Source organism: Pseudomonas sp. SIMBA_067 (assembly GCF_046534675.1).
In the GTDB taxonomy this organism is placed as follows: Bacteria; Pseudomonadota; Gammaproteobacteria; order Pseudomonadales; family Pseudomonadaceae; genus Aquipseudomonas; species Aquipseudomonas putida.
Genome location: NZ_JAWRYH010000006.1, coordinates 238493 through 255621 on the forward strand (window position 1 = coordinate 238493; position 17129 = coordinate 255621).

Genomic DNA, 17129 nt, shown 5'->3' on the forward strand with positions numbered 1-17129 from the left:
GGCAATGGGCTCAGGGCACTGCCGCTTCGAACTGGTTGCCGCTGTTGTCCTGCAACAGCAGCCGGGTCGGCCCGGCGCCCTGGATATCGAAGCCCAGGCTGGGGTTTTCGCTGACCGCCGGGTACAGCTCAAGGCTGGCCAGGCGCTGGCCTTTCGCGTCCTGCAACTCGGCATGGTTGAGGAAGAACTCGGGAATACCGCTGACCAGGCCGTTGTCCATCGGGTGGGCCACCTGCAGGCGCAAGCGGCTGCTGTCGCCACGCGGGTAGCGCCCGCCCAGCACTTCACCGAGGTGTTCTTCCCAGCCAGGCTGCGTGCGCACCACGCTGGGCGCGGTACAGCCGCCGCCGGCGGCATCGATCAGGGTCGAGCCGACGTGCCACAGGCCGTCGCGCGTCAGCACGGCGGCGCGCAGCGGCGTGGCCTGTTCGATGCGGATGCGGATCGACAACCACGGCAACACGTGCTCGCCGGGCTGAAAGTCGACAATGCGCGGCAATGGGTTGAGCTCGGCCCAGGCGATTATCCGCACCACCTCGCCAGCGAATGCCCGGGCGTCGATTTCCAGCGGCACCTGCCGTGCGTCCTCGGCAAAGGGCGGCGCCAGCAGCTTGACCCGGTCATCGAAGACGAACGCGGCCTGGCCCAGCAGCTGCTTGTGGTAGAAGTCCCACATCACCGAGGGCACCGGGTCCGTCTGGGGGGCTGGGATAGCAGCCTGGGCTGACCAGGGTATCCAGCAGGCCAGCAGGAAAGTCGCTCGCCAGTTCATGGCCTGCTCCTGATTGAACAACACATAAGCCACTGATTCAGCGAGGCCCTGTGGGAGCGGGCATGCCCGCTCCCACAGGGAAGGTGTGTGCCCCGCTATTGATACATCTCCGGAACCTCGTAGCGCAGGCCGTAAGCTGCATACATCGCCTTGAGCCGGCCATCGCGGATCATCGCCTCAAGGGCTTCTTCCACGGCATAGGCCAGCTGACGGTTGCTTTCATGGACAGCCATGCCGATTTCCCAGGCCTGCTTGCCCAGGTTGGGGTAGGCGTTTTCCGCCAGGGCCAGTTGCGGGTCGGCGGCCTGGTGCAGCTGCCAGTCAACTTCGCCACGCATCGCCATCACCGCGTCCACCTGGCCGGCCTTCATTGCTTCAAACGCCTGCTGTACACCGGGGTAATGACGGGTTTTGGCACTGAGCATGCCGTTGAACACCGAAGTGAGGTAGAACGAAGGCACGCTGTCCACCTCGACCCCGATCGGATGCTGCTGGAACACCGCCACACTGGCCACCGACTTCAGACGACGCTGGTCGTAGGCCACTTGCCAGCGCTCTTGCTGATAAGGGCCGAACATCACCACCTGCGCGTTTTCCAGCTCGCCCAGTTCGTTGCGTTTTTGCGCGTAGGCGTGGTCGTAGGGCACCCTCATCATCAGGTCGGCCAACTGCTGGTGGCGCAGCGGGCTGCCGCGCCAGATGTAATCGCGCAGGTCATCGTCAAGCTTTTCCCCGGCCGGCGCCCAGATCAGTTGCAAGCGCACCCCCAAGGCGGTCGCCAACGCCTGCGCCAGCTCCACATCGACACCCCGGGGCTTGCCGTGGTCCTCGAAACTGTAGGGCGCGAAATCCTTGTACACCGCCACCTTCAGTTCGCCAGCGGCGATGATCGCGTCGTAGTTGCGCACCTGCGCCTGGGCCGTCGCGCACCACAGCAGCAGGCTACAAAGCCACACGGCAAACAGACGCATGGCCGTCACTCCTCGACGTGCACGCTGTCCAGGTAGGTGCGCACCGCCCACAGGGCTTCCTGGCTGAGGTAGTCGGCCATCTTCGGCATGTACACACGGCCATCGCGGACCGCGCCATGGCGTACCCGTTCGACAAACCATTCATCCCCGGCGTCACCGGCATCGAGCATGCGCAGGTCGGGGGCAATACCGCCGGACTTGGCCTCCAGGCCATGGCAGGCAGCGCAATTCTGGTTGTAGGCCGAGGCGCCGATTTCCACGGCCTTGTCGTGCTCGGGCGAGCTGCGGTAAGGGTTTACTGCCGCCCAGCCGTCGCCGTCCAGGCTTACACCGGCGTCCTTGATCGGGGTCAGGCCCTTGGTCTCCACCGCCTGGGGCACTACGTTGCCATGGGCCCAGGCCGTACCGGTCAGCACCGCTGCAGCCAGCAGCCCTGCAGCAAGCAACACATTGTGTTTTGTTGTCATTGTTATGCCCTCACCATTGCACGCAAAGCCTCAACCACAGAGGCCGTGCCGCCATCTTAGAAACAGCCTGCGGGCGCTCGAATGCTGCTTTGGTGGCCGGGCCTTACTCCCTTGGTAGTAGGGCTTGTGGCGAAGGGCCAATTGAGGTGCCGTTCGGGAACTATTCCCGGCAAGGGCGGGACTTTTTCCGTATCCCGCGACAGCTCCCCCGCCCCACCCTGTGCAGGCCAAAACCTCCACTGGGAACTGCAACCATGACAATAAGATCGCTACCCGCCCTTTCCCCTCTGGCCCTGAGCGTGCGCGTCCTGCTACTGGCCGGTGGCCTGGCCCTGGGCAATGTGGCAACAGCGGCCACTGCACCTTCTGCACCTGCCGGCAAGAGCGTCACCTGGGAAGACATCGCCAACGACCACCTGACCACCAAGGACGTGCTGCAGTACGGCATGGGCACCAATGCCCAGCGCTGGAGCCCGCTGGCCCAGGTCAATGACCAGAACGTTTTCAAGCTGACTCCGGCCTGGTCGTACTCCTTCGGCGACGAGAAGCAGCGCGGCCAGGAATCCCAGGCCATCGTCAGCGACGGCGTGGTCTACGTCACCGGCTCGTACTCGCGGGTGTTTGCCCTCGATGCCAAGACCGGCAAACGCCTGTGGACCTACAACCACCGCCTGCCCGACAACATTCGCCCGTGCTGCGACGTGGTCAACCGCGGGGCGGCCATCTTCGGCGACAAGATCTACTTCGGCACCCTGGACGCGCGGCTCATCGCCCTCGACAAGCACACTGGCAAAGTCGTGTGGAACAAGAAGTTCGGCGACCACAGCGCCGGCTACACCATGACCGGCGCCCCGGTGCTGATCAAGGACAAGACCAGCGGCAAGGTGCTGCTGATCCATGGCAGCTCGGGCGATGAATTCGGCGTTGTCGGCCAGCTGTTCGCCCGTGACCCGGACACTGGCGAAGAGGTATGGATGCGGCCCTTCGTCGAAGGCCACATGGGCCGCCTGAACGGCAAGGACAGCACCCCCACCGGCGACGTCAAGGCGCCATCCTGGCCAGACGACCCAACCACCGAAACCGGCAAGGTGGAAGCCTGGAGCCACGGCGGCGGCGCCCCTTGGCAGAGCGCCAGCTTCGATGCCGAGACCAACACCATCATCGTCGGCGCTGGCAACCCTGGCCCCTGGAACACCTGGGCGCGCACCTCCAAAGATGGCAACCCCCACGACTACGACAGCCTCTACACCTCGGGCCAGGTCGGTGTCGACCCCAGCACCGGCGAGGTCAAGTGGTTCTACCAGCACACCCCCAACGATGCTTGGGACTTCTCCGGCAACAACGAGCTGGTACTGTTCGACTACAAGGACAAGGACGGCAAGGTGGTCAAGGCCACCGGGCACGCCGACCGCAACGGCTTCTTCTACGTGGTGGACCGCAACAACGGCAAGCTGCAGAACGCCTTCCCCTTCGTCGACAACATCACCTGGGCCAGCCATATCGACCTGAAGACCGGGCGCCCGGTAGAAAACCCAGGCCAACGCCCGGCCAAGCCGCTGCCGGGTGAAACCAAGGGCAAGCCGGTGGAAGTCTCGCCGCCGTTCCTGGGTGGCAAGAACTGGAACCCGATGGCCTACAGCCAGGACACCGGTCTGTTCTACATCCCGGGCAACCAGTGGAAAGAGGAATACTGGACCGAGGAAGTGAACTATAAGAAGGGTTCGGCGTACCTGGGCATGGGCTTCCGTATCAAGCGCATGTACGACGACCATGTCGGCACCTTGCGCGCCATGGACCCGACCACCGGCAAGCTGGTGTGGGAGCACAAGGAGCACCTGCCGCTTTGGGCGGGCGTACTGGCAACCAAGGGCAACCTGGTGTTCACCGGCACTGGCGACGGCTTCTTCAAGGCCTTCGACGCCAAGACGGGCAAGGAGCTTTGGAAGTTCCAGACCGGCAGCGGCATCGTCTCGCCGCCTATCACCTGGGAGCAGGACGGCGAGCAGTACATCGGCGTGACCGTGGGCTACGGCGGCGCCGTGCCGCTGTGGGGCGGCGACATGGCCGAGCTGACCAAGCCGGTGGCTCAGGGCGGCTCGTTCTGGGTGTTCAAGATCCCGAGCTGGGACAACAAGACTGCGCAGCGTTGACTGCCTGAGGTAAAGCGTTACTGGGGCTGCTTTGCAGCCCATCACCGGCAAGCCAGCTCCCACACTACGGTGCAGATCTCAAGGGCTGTCCAGTCCCTGTAGGAGCTGGCTTGCCGGCGATGGGCCGCGCGACCCCGCAAATGCCCTGTTCCAACTGAGAGCCTTTCACCATGAACTACCTGCCATTTGCCTTGCTGTTGGTACTGTCCCCTGCCTTGGCCGTGAGTGCCGACGACGATGGCAACGATGCCCCCTTGACCATCAACGGCTGCGTCATTGCCGAAGCCAGCCAGTGCCCGGGGGCCAACCTGCGCGGTGCCAAGCTGGCCAACCAGGACCTGCGCAAGATGAACCTGGCCGGCGCCGACCTGCGTGATGCCGACCTGCGCCATGCCCGGCTGGACCTGGCCAACCTGGAAAAAGCCCGCCTGCAGGGCGCCAACCTGACCCGTGCCAGCCTGCAACAGAGCAACCTGCGTGTGGCTGACCTGAGCAACAGCAAGCTGGTGGCCATTCAGGGCTGGGGCTTGTTCGCCCAAGGGGCACAGTTTGCAAAGGCCGACCTCAGTGCAGCCTACTTGCAGTTCGCCAGGCTGTCCGGGGCGAAGCTGCAGCAGGCCAACTTGCAGGCGGCGGACCTGGAGATGGCGTGGCTGAGCAAGGCTGATTTGCAAGGGGCCAACCTGAGCGATGCCAACCTGCAAGAGGCCAAGTTTAGCCAGAGCAACCTTGCGCGTGCCGATTTGCGCGGGGCGCGGCAGCATTACGGGAATTTCCAGGAGGCCAACATGGAGGGGTGCAAGGGGTGCCCGGATACATGGGACAAATGAGTTCAGTTAGCAGGGGCCGCTGACAAACCTCGCCCCGCCACCTTCACCACCCCCAGGTTGATGCCCAGGTGCACCAGCTCGGCATGCGAACTGACCTGCAACTTGCTCTTGAGCAAGGTCAGATGATTGGACACAGTCTTGGCGCTGATGCACAGCTGCTCGGCAATCACCCGCATCGGCGTACCTTTGGCCAGCATGGTGAAAATCTCCAGTTCACGCTGGGTCATGCGCTGCAAGCGCGGGTCACTGGTGCTTTGCTGTGACGTGCACGCCAACTGGGTAGCCAAGGGTTGTTCGATGTAGGCGTGCCCGGCCAACACGCGCTGCACGGCCTCGATCAACACCTCGGGCGCCGAGTTCTTGGTCAGGTAGCCCGAGGCCCCCGCCTCCAGCGCCTGGCGCACCAGCGGCAGCTCGTCGTGCATGCTGAAAAACAGCACCCGTAGCTGAGGCAGGCGCTGGCGCAGGCGGCGGGTGGTTTCCAGGCCGCTGATACCCGGCAGGCCAAAGTCCATGATCACCAGGTTCGGTACTTGCTCCTGTACCCGGGCCAAGGCCTCTTCACCACTGGCGGCCTCACGCACCTGCATCGCCGGCAATACCGTGCGCAGCAGGCTGGCATAGCCCTGGCGGACCACAGCATGGTCATCGACCAATACGATATTCATCACACCTCCTTGGGAATGTTCAGGGCCAGCGCCCAGCCGCCACCCGGGCGGCTCAAGATGCGCAACTCCCCCCCAAGGCTGCGCGCACGCTCGGCCATCGAGTGCAGGCCTACCCCTGGGCGATGGGGCGGGTGCGCACCGCGGCCATTGTCGCGAATGAACAGGCGCAAACCCTTGGCACTGCGCTGCAGGCGCACCCGCACCTGGCTTGCGCCGGCATGCCGGGCGACGTTGGTCAGTGCCTCTTGCAGCAAACGGTACAGGTGCGTTCTGCTCGCCCCGGGCAGCGCCGGCAAGTGCTCGCCAACCCGCAGCCGGCATTCGATGCCCTGGCTGGCCTGCCACTGGCTCACCAGCAGACCGAACGCCTCGGCCAGCGGCATGTAGTGCAGCGCCACCGGATACAGGTTGTGCACCAAGGCGCGAAAACCGTGCTGGAGGCGCTCGCAATTGAGTTCGAGGTCGTGCGCCGTCTGTGTCACCACCGCAGGTTGCTCGGCCACCATACGCAACAGACAGAGCTGGGCACGAATACCTGCCAGGTATTGCCCCAGGTCGTCGTGCAGCGCCTGCGCCAGCTGGGTACGCTCATGCTCCTGTGCCGCCAGCAGTGCCTGGGTCAGCTGCGCATTGTCGCCCCTGGCCTGCTCCAGCGTCGCGGTCATATGGTTGAAGTAAGCCGCCAGCTGGCGCGCCTCCGGCAGGCCCGCCTCGCGCAAGCGCGCAGTCAACTGCCCGCCCGAAACCTGGCGCAAGGCGCACAGCAGCTCATCCAGCAGGCCCATGGCCCGCCGTACCGCCCAGCGAATGGTCAGCAAGCTCAACAGCAAGGCCAGGCCACACAGGCCAAGCAGTTGCTGCAGAGAGTCCCAGACTTCGTCGATCTCATCCCGCGGATCGACCGCAATCAACACCCGGCGCCCGTCATTCAGCTCCAGCAGCCGACTGCTGCTGGGGCGCTCGCCAAACAGCTGGTGGCCCAGCCAGGCATCCAGCCCGGTCTGCGGCGGTAACCGCGGCGCTTCACCCGGCGCCAGCCAGTGCACCCGCACATGGCGCAGGCTCTGGGTCAGCCGGGGTTGCAGGCTTGCCGGGTCGCGTTCGGCAGTGTCACCGAGATACGCCACCACCGCTTCGGCAGACTGCAACTCACGCTCTACATCAGCTATCGCCTGGTGCAACAACACGCCGGCACAGGCTAGCGCCACCAAAGCGAAACAGAACGTGACCCACAGGTTGATCCGCCACAGGGCCGACAGGTTGACAAGGCGCACAGGCGATTCTCCTCGGGGCGTCGTGGCCCATCGTGCTCCCCATCCTAAAGCCGCAGCACCCGCGCCGAATTACTACCTTGGTACCGGGCTAGCGCTACTTTCTGCATATTTCCTCCTCTCGGCGGGCTTCCTATGCTGGCGCCATCTGCCGTGGAGTGTGTTATGCGCCAGCCTGCCCACCTTGCCCTGACCTGCCTGTTGGCCCTGGCCGCGACGCTGTCTGCGCCCCTGGCGCCCGCCGCTCAGGGCCAACCCGCAGCACCACTGCAAGTGCGCATCGGCTACCTGGGCTATCGGCCCGACCCCGGCCCGCTGCTGTCCAATGTCATTTCTGAGCCTGCCGACGCCGGGCGGCAAGGTGCCGAGCTGGCGATTGTCGACAGTAACAGCACCGGGCGCTTCTTGAAGCAGCAGTTCCAGCTGAGCAACGCCACGGTCGACAGCCCCGAGGCGCTGCTGCAGGCGGCAAAGGCACAGCACGAGCAAGGCCTGCGGCTGTTTGTGGTGAATGCCCCGGCCGCCAGCCTGCGCGCTTTGTCTGCCGCCCTGCCCGACAGCCTGCTGTTCAACGCCGGCAGCCCCGACGACAGCCTGCGCAGCAGCCAGTGCCTGGGCAATGTGCTGCACAGCCTGCCGGGGCGGGCCATGCTGGCCGATGCGCTGGTGCAATTCCTGGTGCTGCGCAAGTGGCAGCGGGCGCTGCTGGTGGTTGGCCAGACCGAAGACGACCAGGCCTACGCCGCCGCCCTGCGCCGTTCGGTGAAGCGCTTTGGCGTGCAATTGGTAGCGGAGAAGACCTGGACCTTCGACAACGACCAGCGCCGCAGCGCCCAGGCCGACATGCCGCTGTTCACCCAAACCGCCGAATACGACGTGGTGCTGGTGGCCGACGAGCGCGGCGACTTTGGCGAGTACCTGCCCTACCAGACCTGGTACCCCCGCCCCGTGGCCGGCACCCAGGGCCTGACCCCCACCGGCTGGCACAAGACCGTGGAAACCTTTGGTGCAGCGCAGCTGCAAAAACGCTTCGAGGCCCAGGCCGGGCGCTGGATGAATGACCGCGACTTTGCCGCCTGGATGGCCGTGCGCAGCATTGCCAGCGCAGCCAGCAAGCTGCGCCAGGCCGAACCCCGCGCGCTACAACAACTGCTGCTCAGCGAACAGTTGCCACTGGATGGTTTCAAGGGCCGCAAGCTCAGCTACCGCCCGTGGAATGGCGAACTGCGCCAGCCAATCCCGCTGGTGCAGCCGCGCGCCCTGGTCAGCACTTCGCCGCAGGAGGGCTTCCTGCACCCTTTCAACGAAATGGACAGCCTGGGCTACGACAAGCCCGAAGTGACCTGCAGCTACCCCTGATCCGATAACCACAACAATAAGGAATTCGCCATGCGCCGCCCCCTCTTCCACCGGGCCCTGCTTTACCCCAGCCTGCTGTCGGGCGCCCTGGCGCTGGCCTGCGGGCACGCCATGGCCGCCACTGCCTGGGTCTCCAACGAAAAGGACAACAGCCTCAGCCTGATCGACATGCGAACGCTGGAAGTCACCGAAACCTTGCCGGTGGGCCAGCGCCCGCGCGGCTTGCTGCTGTCACACGACAACAAGCTGCTGTACATCTGCGCCAGCGATTCGGACCGGGTGCAGGTGATGGACGTGGCCACCCGCAAGATCATCAAGGAGCTGCCCTCTGGCAAGGACCCCGAGCAGTTCGCCCTGCACCCCAACGACCGCTGGCTGTACGTGTCCAACGAGGACGATGCGCTGGTGACGGTGATCGACACCGTCACCGACAAGGTGCTCGGGCAGATCGACGTCGGTATCGAGCCCGAAGGCATGGCGGTGAGCCCCGACGGCAAGTGGGCCGTCAACACCAGTGAAACCACCAACATGCTGCACTGGATCGACACCAGCACCCAGACCCTGGCCGACAGCACCCTGGTCGACCAGCGGCCGCGTTTCGTCGAGTTCGACAAGGACGGTTCACGGCTGTGGGCCTCAGCGGAAATCGGTGGCACGGTGACCATCCTCGACGTGACCACGCGCCAGGTATTGAAAACCCTGAATTTCCAGATCAAGGGCGTGCACCCGGACAAAGTCCAGCCGGTGGGCATCAAGCTCAGCGCCGACGGCAAGTACGCTTTCGTCGCGCTGGGCCCGGCCAACCATGTGGCGGTTATCGATGCCAAGACCTTGGATGTGCTCGACTACCTGCTGGTCGGGCGGCGGGTCTGGCAGCTGGCGTTCACCCCGGACCAGAGCCAGTTGCTGGCCACCAACGGGGTCAGCGGCGACGTTTCGGTGATCGACGCGAAGACCCTCAAAGTGCTCAAGTCGGTGAAGGTAGGGCGCTACCCCTGGGGCGTGGTGGTAACACCATGAATGCCCTCGACGTCAGTGATGTGAGCTTCGCCTACGGCCAGCGCGAAGCCCTCAAGCAGGTGGGTTTCAGCCTGGCGCCCGGGCGCTTCGCCGCGCTGCTGGGCCCCAATGGCGCCGGCAAGTCGACCTTGATCGCCCTGCTTACCCGCCTTTACGACCTGCAGCACGGCGACATCCGCGTAAGCGGCTGCTCTCTGCGCAACGCTGCACGCCCGGCGTTGCGCCAGTTGGGCGTGGTGTTTCAGCAAAGCACCCTGGACCTGGACCTGAGCGTTGAACAGAACCTGCGCTACCACGCCGCGCTGCATGGCCTGTCGCGGCGCCAGAGCGACCTGCGGGTGGAAGCCGAACTGGCCCGCCAGGGCCTTGGCGAACGCAGGCGCGATCGTGTACGCGAGCTGAACATCGGCCATCGGCGCCGGGTGGAAATTGCCCGCGCGCTGCTGCATGAACCGCGCCTGCTGCTGCTCGACGAAGCCAGCGTCGGCCTTGACCCCGCCAGCCGACTGGCGCTCAACCAGCACCTGCGCGGGCTGTGCCGCGAGCAGCAGCTCAGTGTGCTGTGGACCACCCACCTGCTGGACGAAGTGCAGCCCAGCGATGACTTGCTGATTCTGCATCAGGGTCGCCTGGTGGCCAGTGGCACCGCCGATGCGCTGAGCCTGGAGCACGGCGGCGACCTCGACAACGCCTTTGCCAGGCTGACCAACGCCCACTCAGGAGCCGACGCCCGATGAACGCTTACTGGCAATGTTTCAACGGCATCATGCTGCGCGAATGGCTGCGCTTCGTGTTGCAGCGCACGCGCCTGCTCAGTGCCCTGGTGCGCCCGTTGCTGTGGTTGCTGGTGTTCGCCGCAGGGTTTCGCGCGGCGCTGGGCATTGCCATCATCGAGCCCTACGACACCTATATCCCTTACGAGGTGTATATCATTCCGGGGCTGGCCTGCATGATTCTGCTGTTCAACGGCATGCAGGGCTCGCTGTCGATGGTCTATGACCGCGAGATGGGCAGCATGCGCGTGCTCTTGACCAGCCCATTGCCGCGGCCTTTCCTGCTGGGCAGCAAACTGTTGGCGACGTCGTTGATTTCCCTGCTGCAAGTCTATGCCTTCCTCGCCATCGCCTGGCTCTACGGCGTGCAGCCACCGGCTGCGGGCTTGCTGCTGGCGCTGCCGGCAATGCTGCTGGTGGCGTTCATGCTCAGCGCCCTGGGTCTGTTGCTATCGAACGCGATCCGCCAGCTGGAGAATTTTGCCGGGGTGATGAATTTCGTGATTTTTCCGCTGTTTTTCCTGTCTTCGGCGTTGTACCCGCTGTGGAAGATGCGCGAGGCCAGCCAGTGGTTGTACTGGCTGTGTGCTGTGAACCCGTTCACCCATGCCGTGGAACTGGTGCGGTTTGCGCTGTATGAGCGGTTGAACCTGTTGGCGCTGGCGGTGTGCCTGGGGTTGACCGCGTTGTTTACCCTGCTGGCGATACTCACCTTCAACCCCCAGCATGCGGCGCTGCGCAAGCCCCGCTGATTAACCAGGCCTGTGAGTGCGCTGTTCTTGTGGGAGCGGCCTTGTGTCGAGATTGGGCTAGCTACATTCCTTTCAGCGCCCGGGCTTCTACTACTTTAGTACTGCCTTTGCTGTCTAATCGTCGCATTCACAACGCACCGCCACTGGCATGTAATGGGCCTATAACAAAAAGGATAAAACCATGCCACGTGCCCTGCGCCCTTTGTTGGCTGCCCTTTCGCTGAGCCTTTCGCTGGGCGTCGCCTGCGCCGACACCACGCCGCTGTTCTCCGCCGAAGGCTATCGCACCACCCTCTATCGCAGCCCGACCCCGCAACAGGTCGAAGGTGGCCAGGTCATCGACACCGCCACGCTGCAGCGCCTGCTGGGGCAGACTCCCAGGCCGGTGCTGGTTGACGTCTATCGCCGGCAATGGCTGCAAGGACGCTTCATCGAAGACGAACCGCACAGCAACCTTCCCGGCAGCCTGTGGCTGGCCAACACCGGCGACGGCGAACTGAGCCCGGCCTTTCAGGACTACTTCATACGTAACCTGCAAAAAGCCACCGCCGGGCAGTCAGAGCAACCGCTGGTCTTCTACTGCCGCTCCGATTGCTGGTTAAGCTGGAACGCGGTAAAACGCGCCAAGGCCCTGGGCTATAACAACCTGTACTGGTACCGCGATGGCCTGGACGCCTGGCAGCAAGCCAACCTGCCGCTGCAGCCGGCGCAACCCGTGCCCTTCCCCTGAAACACTTGCCTGCGAACGCGTGCCCATCCAATAAAAACAAGGTGAAAAGGCCATGTACAAAATTCTGATTGCCGACGATCACCCCCTGTTTCGCGAAGCCATCCACAACGTCATCAGCGATGGCTTTCAAGGCAGCGAGGTCATGGAGACTGCCGACCTGGACAGCGCCCTGGCATTGACCCAGGCGCACGACGACCTCGACCTGATCCTGCTCGACCTGAACATGCCCGGCATGCACGGCCTCAATGGCCTGATCACCCTGCGCAACGAGGCGCCGACCACGCCGGTAGTGATCGTTTCGGCCGAGCAGGAAAAGCAGATCGTGTTGCAGGCCATCACCTACGGTGCCGTGGGCTTCATCACCAAGTCCTCGCCACGCTCACAGATGATCGAAGCGATCGAGCAGATCCTCAATGGCAATGTCTACCTGCCACCCGACATCATCCGTGCGCAAAAAAGCAGCACCAGCCGGCGCCACAACGATACCCCAAGCTTCCCGCCGGAAATGCTCCAGGCGCTGACCCGCAAGCAGCTGCTGGTGCTTGAGCGCATGACCAAGGGCGAATCGAACAAGCAGATCGCCTATACGCTGGATATCGCCGAAACCACAGTGAAGGCGCACGTGTCGGCGATCTTGCGCAAGTTGAACGTGCATAATCGGGTGCAGGCGATCCTGAGTGCCGGCGATATCGATTTTGCTGATTACTTGCGGCGCTGACCTGTTCGGGCCTATTCGCGGGTGAACCCGCTCCCACAGAAGCCCGCGAAGAGGCCAGCGGCTATGTCATGCTGCTGGCCAACAAGTGGCTCATCGCAGTCTTGAGCTTCATCGGCCGCACCGGTTTATGCATCAGGGTATGGCCCAGCTCGCGGATCTGCTGCTTGAGGTCGTTGCTGTAGTTGGCGGTGATCATCAGCGCTGGCAGCGGCTGGGCGCGGCGGGCATTGATCCGCGCCACGGCGTCGACACCATTGCAGTCGTTGTCCAGGTGATAGTCGGCAATCAGCAGGTCGGCCTCGGCGTGGTAATTGTCCACCTGGCGCGCCAGGTCTTCCTCCGACAGCGCCGTGACCACCTGGCAGCCCCAGCCCTCCAGCAGGGTGCGCATGCCGGCGCAGATCGCCGCATCGTTATCCAGCACCCACACCCGCGCCCCACGCAAGCGTTCGAGCATCGGCTCGCAGCTCACCGGGCTTGGCTGGGCCTTGGGCGCGGTGGCGCTCAGCGGCACTTCGACGGCGAACACCGAACCTTTGCCGAGCCATGAACGCACCCGGATCCGGTGGCCGAGGATGCCTGCGATCTTTTCCACGATCGCCAGGCCCAAACCCAACCCGCGGTCCTGGTCCGGGCGCTGGACATCACCGCGCTTGAATTCCTGGAACATGTCTTCCAGGTGCTCTTCGGCAATGCCGATACCGCTGTCCCACACTTCGATCCGCAGGCCGCCACGCTGGCGCCGACAACCCAACACAACGCGCCCGCTGTGGGTGTAGCGGATGGCATTGCTGAGCAGGTTGCGCAGGATCCGCGCCAGCAGCTGGATGTCACTGCGCACCACCGCCGAACAGCCCACAAAATGCAGTTCAAGCCCTTCGCTGCGCGCCACTTCGGCGTATTCGGCAGCCAGGTTGTCCATCAGTTCGCTGAGGGCGAACGGGGCGACATCGGCCTTGATCACCCCGGCATCGAGCTTGGATATATCCACCAGGGTGCCTAGCAGGTTCTCTACATCCTCCAGCGAGTTGCTGACATTTCGAATGAGGTGGGCACTGTCTTTCGGCTCGCGGCGCTCGAGCAGCGCGCTGGTGAACAGCCGCGCCGCGTTCAGCGGTTGCAGCAGGTCGTGGCTGACCGCAGCGAGGAATTTGGTTTTCGACAGGTTGGCCTGTTCGGCCTCGCGCTTGGCCTCGCGCAGGCGCGACTCGGCCTGGCTGCGCTCCTCTATCTCACGCAGCAACTGGTCGTTGAGGCTGGTCAGTTCAGCGGTGCGTTCGCGCACCCGTTGCTCCAGGTGTTGATAGGCCTGGTGCAGCGCCTGGGCGGTATTGCGGCGCTCGGTGATGTCGCGGATCAATACGAAGATGCCCACCACGTCGCCATTGGCCAGGCGGTTCGGTACGTAGGAGCGCAGCATGTAGCGCTCCTGGCCATTGATGTTGGTTTCGGCAAATTCGAAAGTGACACTCTCCCCTGCCAACGCCCGCGCCACATAGGCTTCCAGGCGCTGGTAATGCTGCTCGCTGTGGGCCTCGCGCAGGCTCTGGCCCAGCATCACGCCGTGCGGCCAGCAATACCATTCTTCATAAACCTTGTTGGTGAATTCGTAGACCAGATCGGCATTCAGGTAAGCGATCAGCGCCGGGACATTGTCGGTAATCAGGCGAATCTGGTGTTGGTGGGCGGTCTCGGCCCGCTGTCGGGCTTCGCTCAGCAGCCGGTTGACGGCCTTGAGCTCAGCCATGGCCTGGTTCAGGGCATCGGTGCGTTCACGCACCTGCTCGGCCAGCACCACCGAATGCTGGAACGCCGCATAGGGGTCGTTGCCCCGCGTTACTCCCGACTCGATGCGTTCAATCAACGCGCCGTTGATCCGCTGCAACTTATGGTTTTCGTGCTGCAGCCGGCTGAGCTCGGCCTGCAGTTCAGCGCCCGACAGGAGGCCGGTTGCGGGCAATGGCGACCCCGGTGAAGGTCTGGTTGATATGCATGCCATTGAACTGTTCTCCGTAGGTGTTGAAGCCGATCACCCGCTGCTCGCGCAAGAACGCACCCACCGGCTCCAGGCCGTGATGGGCTTCCAGCTCCAGACGCCGCAGAAAGCAATCACAACCGATGGTCAGCAGCGGCGGGCCAAGGCGCTGGTGCAAACCGTCGAACAGCTGGTGCAGGTTCGGCAACAGCGGGCCCGGGGCCATGGCGGTGAGCACGATGCCATTTTCCACTGCGCAATAGAAACTCAGGCTCAGGTCCGGATGCACTTGCTGGATCGCCCGCACGTAGTACTGGTCATGAATGCGCACGGCCAGCGGATGGGCGGCGAATACCCGGTAATCGAGCGCAGCCACCGGCACGCCGATGTGCCGGGCGTACTCCTCGGCAGCAGGCTCGGCATTCAGCTCGAAGACCCGACGCTGGGCGCTGTCGGCGCCGGTTACCACCAGTTTTTCCTGGCGTGGCAGGATGTGGTGCGTGGTGAACACTTCGAAATCGAGCCAGGTGTTGACCAGCACCACCACTGCGGCACCGTTGTGGAACGTGCCACCGAAATACACATGGGTACGGGTCAGGTAATTGTCGTCACCGGCCGAACCGCCAAAATGCGGGATGTCACCCAGTGCCGCGCTGAGCGCGGCGAGCACCATCTCCTCGCGGCTGGACAGGCCGTCGAGCAGCGTCAGGGCAAAGCTGTGGCCCTTGATCGGCGCCAGGGTGTTACTGCGGCAGGTGCCGACCAGGCGCTCGACCATCTGCTGCGCGTCGATCAGGCTGAAGTGCTCCATCTCATCGATGAGCTCGGTGGCGATGGAAAAATGCCGGTGATCAAAGCCCACCGCCGTGACGCAATTGCGGCCGTAGCCCAGCGGGGTGATTTCGCCAGCGCTGGTGCAACCGACCAGGCGGATACCGCCAAAGCCCTGCTCCAACGCTTCGCCCAAGGCTTGCAAGTCGTATTCGGCGGAACAGAAGAACAGTACGAAACCCAGGTGCGGGTGCAGCAGCTGCCGCGCCAGGTCCTGGGCGGCCAGCCGTGCATCAGGGGCCTGTGACATGGCGCTGACCACACCGTCGTTTTGAGCCTGCTGCATCGTGGTCTCCGGCGCGGGTGGCTGAGGGGTCAGTGTACGAAGGTGAGCAAGGGGGACGAATGCTACTTGGGTAGTGGGTGGGCGGTTCCATGGGCGTAATAGCCCGCATCATTTGGGGCCGCCTTGCGGCCCCAGGGATTCACCAGGTCAACACCGCACCCACCGCAAAGGTATCGGTGTCTTCGTTCTGCGCGCTGGTGTCATGCCCGTCGATGGAAAACTGGTTGTACTCCGCCACCAGCTTGAGGTTATCGTTTACATCATGGAACAGCGCCACGCCGCGGGTCTCGTAGTCCGCCCCGCTGCCCACCGCGCCATTACCATCGTCCTTGGTCTTGCCATAGGACAGCGCCACGCGGTTCTTGCCGAACTTGTACGAGCCCTGCAGCAGGTAGCCATCACTGTCGACATTGCGCAAAACCGGTTCGCCCGCGTTGTTGGTGAAGAACGGGTTGATGCCCTTGGCCTGGAACCCCGAGCCAGTCAGCGACAGCCCGCCCATCTTGGCCTGAACGCCATAGCCGACACCTTTGGAGGTAATGGACTCCACCGTCGAATCGGTATTGTCGGAGGTCTGGTAGCTGCCGTTGACCCAGCTGTAGATCTGCGCCCCGCCCAGGTCGAACTGGTAGGTGATCTCGCTTTCGGTGCGCGGGTTTTCCTGGTACGCCTTGCCGGTCGGGCTGCTGTCGTTGGTGTCTACCGGGTCCATGATGCCCACCGCCACCCGCAGGCCGTCCACCACCGGCGTGCGGTAAGTGATCTGCGAGGTGGGGAACGGGTACGGGTAACCACTGCCGATGTTGCCGAACGACACCCCGCCGCCGTCCACCAGCCCCAGCGTGTCGCTGACCTGGCCATAACCGGCCAGCAGCTCGTCCAGCAGGATGTTGGAGCGGGCGAACAACCCGAAGTCCTTGCCAATCAGCACCTCGCCCCACGTGGGGTTGGCCACGGTGCCGTAGAACTGGCGCACGTCGATGGCGGTGTCGGTGCCGTTGGTTTCACTGTCGTTGATGGTTACCCAGAACGAGGCACGCGCGCCGAGCTTCAGGTCATCCACCTGCTTGCCCATGTTGAAGCCGAGGTAGTTGGGCAAGAAGCCCATTTTCACCCGCGACTGACGGCGGTCGAACTGTTCGCCCTCACGGTCGACCTTGCTGTTGACGTAGAAAGCGTTGATGTAACCGTCGGTGGAAAACGTTGTCTGGTCCTTGTCGTACAGCATGATCTCGGCCTCGGCGACGCCGCTCAGGCCCAGGGCAGAAAAGCTGGCGATGGCGGCTGCGAGGAAACGAGGCGGCAGGTGCTTATTGTTGTTGTGCATGGCGCGCTCCAAACGGGGACTGGATGTCGGAGGCGATTATCGGAAGTGGCCAAATGGCCAGATACGCTGCTTTGGGGCAGGCGGGCAGGTGCTTTGGGCTGGCGAATGCGGCGTGAGGACTTGGTCGCGGTACCAGGTCGGGCCAGGAGGCAAGACTTAGGGTGTACGCATGAATAGCAGGCAGGTATCAGTACAACTGTACGAACTGGGGCCGCCCTGCGGCCCCATT

General features: G+C 63.8%; 16 protein-coding genes. 8 read left to right on the plus strand and 8 right to left on the minus strand.

The window, feature by feature from the left end; genetic code table 11:
• Window positions 1-10: 10 nt before the first annotated feature.
• The 3 genes from SB765_RS15665 to pedF form a co-directional block, all read right to left on the minus strand.
• Window positions 11-772 (minus strand): quinoprotein dehydrogenase-associated SoxYZ-like carrier, encoded by a 762-nt coding sequence (locus SB765_RS15665; RefSeq protein WP_341795893.1) that lies wholly within the window; start codon window positions 770-772, stop codon window positions 11-13.
• Window positions 773-867: 95 nt separating this feature from the next.
• Window positions 868-1743, minus strand: a complete 876-nt coding sequence (locus tag SB765_RS15670) for a substrate-binding periplasmic protein (RefSeq protein ID WP_341795894.1) — start codon at window positions 1741-1743, stop codon at window positions 868-870.
• 5 nt (window positions 1744-1748) lie between these two features.
• Complete coding sequence (gene pedF, locus SB765_RS15675; RefSeq protein ID WP_410910488.1) at window positions 1749-2210, minus strand: cytochrome c-550 PedF; 462 nt, start codon at window positions 2208-2210, stop codon at window positions 1749-1751.
• A gap of 254 nt (window positions 2211-2464) precedes the next feature.
• Here pedF and exaA point away from each other — a divergent pair, with 254 nt between their 5' ends.
• Together exaA and SB765_RS15685 are read left to right on the plus strand one after the other, a co-directional pair.
• Window positions 2465-4360 (plus strand): quinoprotein ethanol dehydrogenase, encoded by a 1896-nt coding sequence (gene exaA, locus SB765_RS15680; RefSeq protein WP_410910487.1) that lies wholly within the window; start codon window positions 2465-2467, stop codon window positions 4358-4360.
• 170 nt (window positions 4361-4530) lie between these two features.
• Window positions 4531-5190 (plus strand): pentapeptide repeat-containing protein, encoded by a 660-nt coding sequence (locus SB765_RS15685; RefSeq protein WP_410931546.1) that lies wholly within the window; start codon window positions 4531-4533, stop codon window positions 5188-5190.
• A gap of 2 nt (window positions 5191-5192) precedes the next feature.
• On the opposite strand, the gene SB765_RS15690 is transcribed toward SB765_RS15685, so the two are convergent.
• Both SB765_RS15690 and SB765_RS15695 read right to left on the minus strand, forming a co-directional pair.
• Window positions 5193-5858 (minus strand): response regulator transcription factor, encoded by a 666-nt coding sequence (locus tag SB765_RS15690; RefSeq protein WP_341795897.1) that lies wholly within the window; start codon window positions 5856-5858, stop codon window positions 5193-5195.
• Window positions 5858-7132 (minus strand): HAMP domain-containing sensor histidine kinase, encoded by a 1275-nt coding sequence (locus SB765_RS15695; protein WP_341795898.1) that lies wholly within the window; start codon window positions 7130-7132, stop codon window positions 5858-5860. Before SB765_RS15695 ends, SB765_RS15690 begins: the two co-directional genes overlap by 1 nt.
• A gap of 162 nt (window positions 7133-7294) precedes the next feature.
• Between SB765_RS15695 and SB765_RS15700 the strand changes: the two genes are divergently transcribed.
• From SB765_RS15700 to SB765_RS15725, 6 genes are all read left to right on the plus strand, one after another.
• Window positions 7295-8488 (plus strand): ABC transporter substrate-binding protein, encoded by a 1194-nt coding sequence (locus tag SB765_RS15700; RefSeq protein WP_410910485.1) that lies wholly within the window; start codon window positions 7295-7297, stop codon window positions 8486-8488.
• Between the two features lie 30 nt (window positions 8489-8518).
• Window positions 8519-9508: a YVTN family beta-propeller repeat protein gene (locus tag SB765_RS15705; RefSeq protein WP_410931547.1), complete on the plus strand. Its 990-nt coding sequence runs from the start codon at window positions 8519-8521 to the stop codon at window positions 9506-9508.
• Window positions 9505-10245, plus strand: a complete 741-nt coding sequence (locus SB765_RS15710; RefSeq protein WP_063425821.1) for an ABC transporter ATP-binding protein — start codon at window positions 9505-9507, stop codon at window positions 10243-10245. Before SB765_RS15705 ends, SB765_RS15710 begins: the two co-directional genes overlap by 4 nt.
• Window positions 10242-11033: an ABC transporter permease gene (locus SB765_RS15715; RefSeq protein ID WP_016500230.1), complete on the plus strand. Its 792-nt coding sequence runs from the start codon at window positions 10242-10244 to the stop codon at window positions 11031-11033. Before SB765_RS15710 ends, SB765_RS15715 begins: the two co-directional genes overlap by 4 nt.
• A 181-nt stretch (window positions 11034-11214) precedes the next feature.
• A complete protein-coding gene (locus SB765_RS15720) occupies window positions 11215-11763 on the plus strand; it encodes a PQQ-dependent catabolism-associated CXXCW motif protein (protein ID WP_341795901.1) in 549 nt (182 codons plus the stop codon).
• 52 nt (window positions 11764-11815) lie between these two features.
• Window positions 11816-12481, plus strand: a complete 666-nt coding sequence (locus SB765_RS15725; RefSeq protein ID WP_016500232.1) for a response regulator transcription factor — start codon at window positions 11816-11818, stop codon at window positions 12479-12481.
• Window positions 12482-12542: 61 nt separating this feature from the next.
• On the opposite strand, the gene SB765_RS15730 is transcribed toward SB765_RS15725, so the two are convergent.
• The 3 genes from SB765_RS15730 to SB765_RS15740 form a co-directional block, all read right to left on the minus strand.
• Window positions 12543-14441 (minus strand): NahK/ErcS family hybrid sensor histidine kinase/response regulator, encoded by a 1899-nt coding sequence (locus SB765_RS15730; protein ID WP_410931548.1) that lies wholly within the window; start codon window positions 14439-14441, stop codon window positions 12543-12545.
• Window positions 14410-15573, minus strand: coding sequence for a nitric oxide-sensing protein NosP (gene nosP / locus SB765_RS15735; RefSeq protein ID WP_410931549.1), 1164 nt, complete (start codon window positions 15571-15573; stop codon window positions 14410-14412). The genes SB765_RS15730 and nosP overlap by 32 nt, the downstream gene beginning before the upstream one ends.
• A 139-nt stretch (window positions 15574-15712) precedes the next feature.
• Window positions 15713-16900 carry a porin gene (locus SB765_RS15740; RefSeq protein ID WP_410931550.1) on the minus strand — a complete coding sequence of 396 codons (1188 nt, stop codon included), beginning with the start codon at window positions 16898-16900 and terminating at the stop codon, window positions 15713-15715.
• Window positions 16901-17129 lie beyond the last annotated feature (229 nt).

What these genes read in the sequence shown, in the direction of transcription:
- pedF (WP_410910488.1), bottom strand. Translation starts at nt 2,210, where the DNA reads ATGACAACAAAACACAATGTGTTGCTTGCTGCAGGGCTGCTGGCTGCA.
- SB765_RS15715 (WP_016500230.1), top strand. Translation starts at nt 10,242, where the DNA reads ATGAACGCTTACTGGCAATGTTTCAACGGCATCATGCTGCGCGAATGG.
- SB765_RS15705 (WP_410931547.1), top strand. Translation starts at nt 8,519, where the DNA reads ATGCGCCGCCCCCTCTTCCACCGGGCCCTGCTTTACCCCAGCCTGCTG.
- SB765_RS15700 (WP_410910485.1), top strand. Translation starts at nt 7,295, where the DNA reads ATGCGCCAGCCTGCCCACCTTGCCCTGACCTGCCTGTTGGCCCTGGCC.
- SB765_RS15725 (WP_016500232.1), top strand. Translation starts at nt 11,816, where the DNA reads ATGTACAAAATTCTGATTGCCGACGATCACCCCCTGTTTCGCGAAGCC.
- SB765_RS15740 (WP_410931550.1), bottom strand. Translation starts at nt 16,900, where the DNA reads ATGCACAACAACAATAAGCACCTGCCGCCTCGTTTCCTCGCAGCCGCC.
- SB765_RS15710 (WP_063425821.1), top strand. Translation starts at nt 9,505, where the DNA reads ATGAATGCCCTCGACGTCAGTGATGTGAGCTTCGCCTACGGCCAGCGC.
- SB765_RS15665 (WP_341795893.1), bottom strand. Translation starts at nt 772, where the DNA reads ATGAACTGGCGAGCGACTTTCCTGCTGGCCTGCTGGATACCCTGGTCA.
- exaA (WP_410910487.1), top strand. Translation starts at nt 2,465, where the DNA reads ATGACAATAAGATCGCTACCCGCCCTTTCCCCTCTGGCCCTGAGCGTG.
- SB765_RS15685 (WP_410931546.1), top strand. Translation starts at nt 4,531, where the DNA reads ATGAACTACCTGCCATTTGCCTTGCTGTTGGTACTGTCCCCTGCCTTG.
- nosP (WP_410931549.1), bottom strand. Translation starts at nt 15,573, where the DNA reads ATGCAGCAGGCTCAAAACGACGGTGTGGTCAGCGCCATGTCACAGGCC.
- SB765_RS15670 (WP_341795894.1), bottom strand. Translation starts at nt 1,743, where the DNA reads ATGCGTCTGTTTGCCGTGTGGCTTTGTAGCCTGCTGCTGTGGTGCGCG.
- SB765_RS15720 (WP_341795901.1), top strand. Translation starts at nt 11,215, where the DNA reads ATGCCACGTGCCCTGCGCCCTTTGTTGGCTGCCCTTTCGCTGAGCCTT.
- SB765_RS15690 (WP_341795897.1), bottom strand. Translation starts at nt 5,858, where the DNA reads ATGAATATCGTATTGGTCGATGACCATGCTGTGGTCCGCCAGGGCTAT.